At 67.4% G+C, this 8,941-nt stretch carries 9 protein-coding genes; all 9 read left to right on the top strand.

Annotated elements, in window-relative coordinates:
- The coding region (locus I53_RS35245; RefSeq protein WP_043353448.1) for a WGR domain-containing protein at nucleotides 1-569 on the top strand (569 nt) is incomplete at its 5' end.
- 108 nt (nucleotides 570-677) lie between these two features.
- Complete coding sequence (locus I53_RS35240; RefSeq protein ID WP_043353446.1) at nucleotides 678-1,004, top strand: hypothetical protein; 327 nt, start codon at nucleotides 678-680, stop codon at nucleotides 1,002-1,004.
- 84 nt (nucleotides 1,005-1,088) lie between these two features.
- Nucleotides 1,089-2,357 (top strand): urea ABC transporter substrate-binding protein, encoded by a 1,269-nt coding sequence (urtA, locus tag I53_RS18790; RefSeq protein ID WP_043353444.1) that lies wholly within the window; start codon nucleotides 1,089-1,091, stop codon nucleotides 2,355-2,357.
- 234 nt (nucleotides 2,358-2,591) lie between these two features.
- Nucleotides 2,592-3,518 (top strand): urea ABC transporter permease subunit UrtB, encoded by a 927-nt coding sequence (gene urtB, locus I53_RS18785; RefSeq protein WP_043353442.1) that lies wholly within the window; start codon nucleotides 2,592-2,594, stop codon nucleotides 3,516-3,518.
- Between the two features lie 13 nt (nucleotides 3,519-3,531).
- Nucleotides 3,532-4,704, top strand: a complete 1,173-nt coding sequence (urtC, locus tag I53_RS18780; RefSeq protein ID WP_043353440.1) for an urea ABC transporter permease subunit UrtC — start codon at nucleotides 3,532-3,534, stop codon at nucleotides 4,702-4,704.
- A gap of 7 nt (nucleotides 4,705-4,711) precedes the next feature.
- Nucleotides 4,712-5,497, top strand: coding sequence for an urea ABC transporter ATP-binding protein UrtD (gene urtD / locus I53_RS18775; RefSeq protein WP_043353438.1), 786 nt, complete (start codon nucleotides 4,712-4,714; stop codon nucleotides 5,495-5,497).
- A gap of 2 nt (nucleotides 5,498-5,499) precedes the next feature.
- Nucleotides 5,500-6,264 (top strand): urea ABC transporter ATP-binding subunit UrtE, encoded by a 765-nt coding sequence (urtE, locus tag I53_RS18770; RefSeq protein ID WP_043353437.1) that lies wholly within the window; start codon nucleotides 5,500-5,502, stop codon nucleotides 6,262-6,264.
- Nucleotides 6,265-6,274: 10 nt separating this feature from the next.
- Nucleotides 6,275-7,294, top strand: a complete 1,020-nt coding sequence (locus I53_RS18765; protein WP_043353435.1) for an alpha/beta fold hydrolase — start codon at nucleotides 6,275-6,277, stop codon at nucleotides 7,292-7,294.
- Nucleotides 7,295-7,356: 62 nt separating this feature from the next.
- Nucleotides 7,357-8,586, top strand: coding sequence for a formamidase (gene fmdA, locus I53_RS18760; protein ID WP_043353434.1), 1,230 nt, complete (start codon nucleotides 7,357-7,359; stop codon nucleotides 8,584-8,586).
- Nucleotides 8,587-8,941: the final 355 nt, after the last annotated feature.

Below are 8,941 nucleotides of genomic sequence, written 5' to 3'. Positions count from 1 at the left end.
GCATGCAGCGTTACGAGCTGACGGCGGGATCCTCGGCGAAGTTCTGGGAGGCCGGGACCGAGGACAGCGTTCTCATCGTGAGATTCGGCCGGCTCGGCACGCAGGGGCAGTCCAAGACCAAGAGCTTCGCGAGCGCGCAGGCGGCTCGGGTCGAGCTCGACCGGCTGGTGCGGGAGAAGACCGCCAAGGGCTATCGCCCGGCCGGCGACGCCGCACCGGCTTCGGCCGCCGGGGCGACCGCCCAGGCCACGGTTGCCCAGGCCACGGTTGCCCGGGCCGCCGATTCCGAAGCCGCCGAGGCCTCGCCGGCCCCCGCCGCCCGGGCGGAGGCGCGCTGCACCCCGGCAACCGGCGGCGCCCCGATCTTCTCCGGCACGCCCCTGCCCACGCGCACCCGCCCCGGGCCGCCCCTCGACGCCGCCGCCGACTGGGCGGCCTTCGCGGCGCGGATCCGCCCGCTGCTGGAAACCGCTCCCGACGAGGCCCGCGCGCCGGCCGAGGCCCTCGCCGCCCGGCTCGACGGCGCGCCGCCGGCCCACGACCACGCAGCGGCCCGGCACTGGCTGTAGCATTACAAAGCNGGCTGCCCGGCGCTGAACCAGCGCCTCTGGGGTGCCAAGCCCGGACCGCAGGGGCCGGCGGCCCGGGCGGCGTTCACCCATTTCGCCCGCTGGCTCGTGGCCCGCTCCGGCACCGGGACGCTCGTGGCCCTGTTCGACCGGCTGCAGCCCCGCCCCTCCGGCCGGTACGGCTCCCTGCCGGTCTCGGCCTGGGACATGCCCACCGCCTTCGGCGTCCGGGCCGCCCTGGCCGCCGCCCCCGAGACGGAATACGCGGCGGCCCTGGAGGCGGCCCTCCGGCTCGCCGCCGCGGAGCCGGAGCCGACCCTCGCCCGCCGAACGGTGCTCACGCTCTTCGCGCTCCCCGTCACCCCAACCTCAAAGTATTCCGCGGCGATGGTGCACCGCATGCAAGAGTACGGCCATACGCAAAATCGCGTATAGGCCGCACCGCAACCCAGGACCTAGCCTGCGCTCGTCGATCCGCGGCCGCCTCTCAAGGCCCCGGACGCGAACAGGGTCAGGCACATGGCAGACGACACCGAGACCGGCGCCGATCACGGCTTGCGCTCCCCGCTGCGGCGCAGGCTGCTCATGGGACTGGCCGGCGCCCCGGCGCTGGCGCTGATGCCGCGGAATGCCTGGGCGGCGCCGCCGACCGCGGCGGTGAACACCACCGGCCTCGCGGTGACCGACAGCGAGGTGACGGTCGGCATCCTGCACTCGATCACCGGCACGATGGCGATCTCCGAGACCGGCGCCCAGGAAGCGGAAAAACTCGCGATCCAGCAGATCAACGACGCCGGCGGCGTGCTCGGCCGCAAGATCAAGATCATCCAGGAGGACGGCGCCTCCGACTGGCCGACCTTCGCCGAGAAGGCCAAGAAGCTCCTCGTCAACGACCATTGCGCCGCCGTGATGGGCTGCTGGACCTCGGCCTCGCGCAAGGCGGTGCTGCCGGTCTTCGAGCAGTATAATGGGCTCCTGTACTACCCGACCTTCTACGAGGGCCTGGAGCAGTCGAAGAACGTCTTCTACACCGGCCAGGAGGCCACGCAGCAGATCCTCGCCGGCCTCGACTGGGTGCACAAGGAGAAGGGCGGCGACAGCTTCTACTTCATCGGCTCCGATTACATCTGGCCGCGCACGTCGAACAAGATCGCCCGCAAGCACGTCGAGAACGTGCTCAAGGGCAAGGTCGTCGGCGAGGAGTACTTCCCCCTCGGCCACACGCAGTTCAATTCGGTCATCAACAAGATCAAGCTCACCAAGCCGAAGGTGATCTTCGCCGACGTGGTCGGCGGCTCGAACGTGGCGTTCTACAAGCAGCTCAAGGCGGCGGGCATCGACCTGTCGAAGCAGGTGCTCATGACGATCTCGGTCACCGAGGACGAGATCGACGGCATCGGCGGCGAGAACATCGCCGGGGCCTATGCCTGCATGAAGTACTTCCAGTCGATCGACAACGAGAACAACAAGGCGTTCGTCGCCGCCTTCAAGAAGATGTGGGGCGAGAAGACCGTCATCGGCGACGTGACGCAGGCGGCCTATCTCGGGCCCTTCCTGTGGAAGATGGCCTGCGAGAAGGCCGGCTCCTTCGACGTCGACAAGGTGGTGGCGGCCTCGCCGGGCATCGAGTTCAAGGGCGCGCCGGAAGGCTACGTCAAGATCGACGAGAACCATCACCTCTGGTCGAAGACGCGGGTCGGCAAGGCCAAGACCGATGGCCAGTTCGAGATCGTCTACACCAGTCCCGAGCTGATCAAGCCCGATCCGTTCCCGAAGGGCTACCAATAGCCCCAGGCCCGCACACAGTCCGCGCCGCCGCTCACCGGATGGAACGCGGGGCCCCTCTCCCGTGCGGGAGAGGGACAGGGTGAGGGACGAGGTCCTTCCGGAGAAGGCACATCCCTCACCCCAACCCTCTCCCGAACGGGAGAGGGAGTCCGTCTCGGACTTCAGAACCGGCACCGAACAATCCGCTCGGAGGACGCTCGCCCTCCGCCCCGATCTGCAGCGGAAGACCAAGACATGCTCGGCGACTATTCCCTCGGCGACCTCGGCGCGATCTTCGCCATGCAGGGCTTCGCCGGCCTGATCCTGTTCTCCGTCTACCTGCTGATGGCGCTGGGGCTCGCGATCATCTTCGGCCAGATGGGCGTGATCAACATGGCGCACGGGGAGTTCATGATCCTCGGCGCCTACGTCACCTATCTCTGCTCGACCTTCTGCCAGACCTACCTGCCGGCGCTGTTCCCGATCTACTTCTTCATCGCCATGGGCTTGGCGTTCCTCGCCTCCGGGGCACTGGGCATGCTGGTGGAATGGGGCCTAATCCGGTTCCTCTACAAGCGCCCGCTCGACACGCTCCTCGCCACCTGGGGCCTGTCGCTGATCCTCCAGCAGGCCTACCGGTCGATCTTCGGCGCCCGCGAGGTCGGCGTCGAGCTGCCGTCCTGGCTGATCGGCTCGGTGCAGGTCACCGACACGATCGAGATCCCGATCAACGGCCTGTTCGTCATGGCCGTGACCATCCTGATCACCGTCTGCGTCGCGCTGCTGATCTTCCGCTCGCGCTTCGGCCAGCAGGTCCGCGCCGTGATGTCGAACCGCGCCATGGCGGGCGCCGTGGGCATCGATACCGAGAAGGTCGACCGCTACACGTTCGGCCTCGGCTGCGGCATCGCGGGGATCGCCGGCTCGGCCTTCACGATGATCGGCTCCACCGGGCCGACCTCCGGCCAGCTCTACATCGTCGACACCTTCCTGATCGTCGTGTTCGGCGGCGCCGCGAGCCTCTTGGGCACCATCGCGTCGGCCTTCTCGATCTCCCAGACGCAGTCGACCCTGGAGTTCTTCCTCTCCGGCTCGATGGCCAAGGTGATCACCCTGCTCGCGGTGGTCGGCATCCTGATGCTGAGGCCCCAGGGCCTCTTCACCCTCAAGGTCCGGCGCTGAGGATGTTTTCCCGATGACGAACCCGGTCCAGACCCTCACCAAATCCGTCACCGTCAACGACAACCCGTTCATGAAGCCGGTGGAGTGGCTGAGCCTCTTCCTCCTGGCCGGGGTGATCCTGGTCGTCCTGCCGCTGATGCTCGACGGCTTCCGCCTCAACCTCGTCGGCAAGTACCTCACCTACGCGTTCGTGGCCCTCGGGCTGGTGATCTGCTGGGGCTATGCGGGGATCCTGTCGCTCGGCCAGGGCGTGTTCTTCGGCCTCGGCGGCTACGGCATGGCGATGTACTTGAAGCTGGAGGCTTCGAGCATCGAGAACACCAAGATCCAGTCCACGCCCGGCATTCCGGACTTCATGGACTGGAACCAGATCACGGCGCTCCCCTGGTTCTGGCAGCCGTTCAAGAGCCTGCCGCTCACCATCGTGCTGGCGGTCGCCGTGCCGGTCCTGTTCGCGATGCTGATCTCCTTCGCGATGTTCAAGCGCCGGGTCGGCGGCACCTATTTCGCCATCATCACCCAGGCCATCGCGGCGATCCTGACGATCCTGATCGTCGGCCAGCAGGGCTATACCGGCGGCATCAACGGCATCACCGATCTGCGCACCCTCCACGGCTGGGACATCCGCACCGACTCGGCGAAATTCATCCTGTACTTCGTCAATGGCGGCCTGCTGATCGCCTGCATCCTGGCGGCGCAATACGTGAAGAAGTCGAAGCTCGGCCGCATCCTCGTCGCCATGCGCGACAAGGAGGACCGGGTCCGCTTCTCCGGCTACTCGGTGGCGGGGTTCAAGGTCTTCGCCTTCTGCTTCGCCGCCGGGCTGGCGGCGATCGGCGGTGCGATGTTCACCCTGCAGGTCGGGTTCATGTCACCCTCCTTCGTGGGCATCGTCCCGTCGATCGAGATGGTGATCTACGCCGCGGTCGGCGGGCGCCTGTCCCTGTTCGGCGCGGTCTGGGGCACGCTGCTGGTCAACTGGGCCAAAACCAGCTTCTCCGAGAGCTTCCCGGACCTCTGGCTGTTCGGCCTCGGCGCCCTGTTCATCGCGGTGGTGCTGGCCTTCCCGAACGGCCTCGCGGGGATCTGGCGCGAGCATATCGAGCCGCGCCTCACCCGCCGCGCCAAGAGCCTGCAGGCGCCCGAACCCGCCATCGTCCCGCCTCACGGCGCCCCGGCCGAGTGAGCACGCCATGAACGCCGCGATCCTCCCCTCCCCCGTGGTCGGCGCCGAGGCGGCCCCGCCCGACTACCTCCTCGCCGTCGAGGCGCTCACCGTCTCGTTCGACGGGTTCAAGGCGGTGAACGACGTGTCGTTCTACGTCGATCCCGACGAGATCCGGGTGATCATCGGCCCGAACGGGGCCGGCAAGACCACGGTGCTCGACCTGATCTGCGGGCGCACCAAGGCCAGCGCCGGCTCGATCAAGTACAAGGGCCAGGAACTCACCAAGCTCTCCGAGAGCGCGATCGTGCAGGCCGGCGTCGGCCGCAAGTTCCAGACGCCGTCGATCTACGACGACCTGACGGTGTTCGAGAACCTCGAGATCTCGTTCCCCCGCGGCCGCTCGGTGTTCGGCGCCCTAACCTTCAAGCGCGACGCCGAGGTCCGCGACCGCATCCACGCCATCGCCGAGACGATCTTCCTGAAGGACCAGCTCAAGGAGCGGGCCGAGTTCCTGAGCCACGGCCAGAAGCAGTGGCTGGAGATCGGCATGCTGCTGATCCAGGACCCGGAGCTGCTGATGCTCGACGAGCCGGTGGCCGGGATGAGCGTCGGCGAGCGGATCAAGACCGCGGAGCTGCTCAACCAGATCATCAAGGGCCGCTCGGTGCTGGTGATCGAGCACGACATGAAGTTCGTCGAGGACATCGCCCACCGGGTGACCGTCCTGCACCAGGGCAAGGTGCTCTCCGAAGGGTCGATGGACCGGGTCAAGAACGACCCGAAGGTCATCGAAGTGTATTTGGGACATTGACGATGGCGTCGCTCCAGACCGCGAACTCGGCCCCCGTCCAGGCGCCCCCGCTCGCCACGATCCCATCCGCCACGCCGGCGCTCGCCGTCCAGGACCTGCACGCCGCCTACGGCCAGAGCGAGGTCCTGCACGGGCTCACCTTCTCGGTGGCGCCGGGCGAGATCGTCGCCGTGATGGGCCGCAACGGCATGGGCAAGACCACGCTGATGAAGACCCTGATGGGCCTCGTTCCCGTCAAGGCCGGGTCGATCCGGGTCGAGGGGGCGGATGTCGGCGCCCTCAAGAGCCATGCCCGGGTCGCCAAGGGCCTCGCCTACGTGCCGCAGGGCCGGATGATCTTCTCGACCATGACGGTCCAGGAGAACATCGAGACCGGGCTCACGGTCACCGGCACCCGCAAGGTGCCGCAGGACCTCTACGACATGTTCCCGGTGCTCCTGGAGATGAAGGGAAGGCGCGGCGGCAACCTGTCGGGCGGGCAGCAGCAGCAGCTCGCCATCGCCCGGGCGCTCGCGAGCCGCCCGAAAGTCCTGCTTCTGGACGAGCCCACCGAGGGCATCCAGCCCTCGATCATCCGGGAGATGGGCCGGACCCTGAAGACGATCCGCGACGCGCGCGGCCTGTCCATCGTCGTGTCCGAGCAGGTCCTGAGCTTCGCCCTGGACGTGGCCGACCGGGTGATCGTGCTGGAGAACGGCGCCATCGTCCACGAGGCCCCGCGCGACGGCATCGACGAGGCCGCCGTCGCCCGGTTCCTGTCGGTCTGAGGAGCGCGGAATGGCCGATTACGAGATCTTTGAACTCGGCGACTTCGTCCTTCAGTGCGGCAAGACGCTGCGCGCGGCCAAGCTCGCCTACAAGACCTTCGGGACCCTGAGCCACGCCAAGGACAACGCCATCGTCTACCCGACCTGGTACTCGGGCCAGCACACCGAGAACGAATGGCTGATCGGCCCCGGCAAGGCGCTCGACCCGGACAAGTACTTCATCATCATCCCGAACATGTTCGGCAACGGGCTCTCGTCCTCGCCGAGCAACACGCCCGCGCCCTGGAACGGGCCGCGCTTCCCCAACGTCACCGCCTACGACAACGTCCGCGCCCAGCACCGCCTCGTCACCGAGCATTTCGGCATCGAGAAGTTGGTTCTGGTCACCGGCTGGTCGATGGGCGCGCTCCAGACCTACCACTGGGCGTCGATGTACCCCGACATGGTGCCGAAGATCCTGCCGTTTCAGGGCTCGGCCAAGTGCTCGCGGCACAACTACGTCTTCCTGGAGGGCGCCAAGGCGGCGCTCCAGGCCGACGCCGCCTGGGCGGAGGGCTGGTACACGAGCCCGCCGACGCGGGGGCTGCGCGCCTTCGGCCGGGTCTATGCCGGCTGGGGCCTGTCGCAGACCTTCTACCGGCTCGAGGCCGACATCACCCACATGGGCTACGCCTCGCTGGAGGACTTCCTGATCGGGTTCTGGGAAGGCCTGTTCTACGAACGCGACGCCAACAACCTGCTCGCCATGCTGTGGACGTGGCAGCACGGCGACATCAGCGCCAACGACACCTTCAAGGGCGACTTCAAGGCGGCGCTCGGCGCCATCCGCGCCAAGGCGATCCTGATGCCCGCCTCCACGGATCTGTATTTCCCGCCCGAGGACAACGCCATCGAGGCGGCTGCCATGCCGAACGCGGAGCTGCGCGTGATCGACACGTGGTGGGGCCATTTCGCGGGCGGGCCCGGCACCAGCCCGGACGACATCAAGGTCCTCGACGACGCGCTGAACGAGCTGCTCGCGAGCGGGTGAGATTCGCGCACCGGCGCGCGGATGGGGTCCGCCCCAAGGTTCTAGGGAGCTGGAGACAGAACATGCCCGAGACGCTGATCAAGGTCGATCTCACGCAATCGGCCTACGACAACGACATGGTGCACAACCGCTGGCACCCGGACATCCCGATGGTCGCCTATGTGAAGCCGGGCGCCGACTTCATCGTCGAGACCTACGACTGGACCGGCGGCTTCATCAAGAACAACGATTCCGCCGACGACGTGCGCGACATCGACCTGTCGATCGTCCACTTCCTCTCGGGTCCGATCGGCGTCGAGGGCGCCGAGCCCGGCGACCTCCTGGTGGTCGATCTCCTCGACATCGGCGCAAAGCCCGAGAGCCAGTGGGGCTTCAACGGCTTCTTCTCGAAGAAGAACGGCGGCGGCTTCCTCACCGAGCACTTCCCGCAGGCCCAGAAGTCGATCTGGGACTTCGAGGGCATGTTCACCAAGTCCCGCCACGTGCCGGGCGTGCGCTTCCCGGGCCTGATCCATCCCGGCCTGATCGGCTGCCTGCCCGATCCGAAGATGCTGGAGACCTGGAACACCCGCGAGAAGGCGCTCTACGACACCGATCCGGAGCGCGTGCCGGCGCTGGCCACCCTCCCCTTCGGGCCGACCGCCCATATGGGCCGCCTGAAGGGCGACGCGAAGGACAAGGCTGCCGCCACGGGCGCCCGCACGGTCCCGCCCCGCGAGCACGGCGGCAATTGCGACATCAAGGACCTGTCGCGCGGCTCGAAGATCTACTTCCCGGTCTACGTTCCCGGCGCCGGCCTCTCGATGGGCGACCTGCACTTCAGCCAGGGCGACGGCGAGATCACCTTCTGCGGCGCCATCGAGATGGCCGGCTGGGTCCATCTCAAGGTCGAGCTGATCAAGGACGGCATGGCGAAGTACGGGATCAAGAACCCGATCTTCAAGCCGTCGCCGATCACGCCGAAATACGACGATCACCTGATCTTCGAGGGCATCTCGGTCGACGAGAGCGGTGGCCAGCATTACCTCGACGTCCACATCGCCTACCGGCAGGCCTGCCTGAACGCGATCGAGTACCTCAAGAAGTTCGGCTATTCGGGCGCCCAGGCCTACTCGATCCTCGGCACGGCGCCGGTCCAGGGGCACATCTCGGGCGTGGTCGACATCCCGAACGCGTGCGCGACGCTCTGGATACCGACCAAGATCTTCGAGTTCGACATCAACCCGGGCGCCGACGGACCGACCCAGTTCCTAGACGGCTCGATCCAGATGCCGCTCTCGCCGGATCTGTGATCAGGCCGTCTGCTGCGTGTCGCGCCCGCTTTCATCGGACGCGACCTGCCCCCTCCCCCGTGCGGGAGAGGGTTGGGGTGAGGGACCCGGTCTTTCCGGAGAGGTCGCATCCGCTCGCCCGAGAGGGACCGGTCCACGGCGCGGACGCCGTCGTCGACCACGAGCACTTGTTGCAGCGCACCCATAAGCTTGAGCGGTACTCCATCCCGGACGACTTGGAAAGATAGCCGTCACGACAATCCGATGCAGAACCCGCCAACAGGCGGTTCGGATCCCGTGGGTCCGTGTGCAGATGCGAGATTATCTGCGCCGCCTGAGCGCCGGATGAACCGGCGCGGCGCCGCCGTTCAGGTCG

Source organism: Methylobacterium sp. B1 (genome assembly GCF_000333255.1).
GTDB lineage: Bacteria > Pseudomonadota > Alphaproteobacteria > Rhizobiales > Beijerinckiaceae > Methylobacterium > Methylobacterium fujisawaense.
The sequence above is the reverse complement of the archived record's forward strand: the minus strand, read 5'-3'. Positions and strand labels throughout refer to the sequence as shown.

What these genes read in the sequence shown, in the direction of transcription:
- fmdA (WP_043353434.1), top strand. Translation starts at nt 7,357, where the DNA reads ATGCCCGAGACGCTGATCAAGGTCGATCTCACGCAATCGGCCTACGAC.
- urtD (WP_043353438.1), top strand. Translation starts at nt 4,712, where the DNA reads ATGAACGCCGCGATCCTCCCCTCCCCCGTGGTCGGCGCCGAGGCGGCC.
- I53_RS18765 (WP_043353435.1), top strand. Translation starts at nt 6,275, where the DNA reads ATGGCCGATTACGAGATCTTTGAACTCGGCGACTTCGTCCTTCAGTGC.
- urtE (WP_043353437.1), top strand. Translation starts at nt 5,500, where the DNA reads ATGGCGTCGCTCCAGACCGCGAACTCGGCCCCCGTCCAGGCGCCCCCG.
- urtC (WP_043353440.1), top strand. Translation starts at nt 3,532, where the DNA reads ATGACGAACCCGGTCCAGACCCTCACCAAATCCGTCACCGTCAACGAC.
- urtB (WP_043353442.1), top strand. Translation starts at nt 2,592, where the DNA reads ATGCTCGGCGACTATTCCCTCGGCGACCTCGGCGCGATCTTCGCCATG.
- urtA (WP_043353444.1), top strand. Translation starts at nt 1,089, where the DNA reads ATGGCAGACGACACCGAGACCGGCGCCGATCACGGCTTGCGCTCCCCG.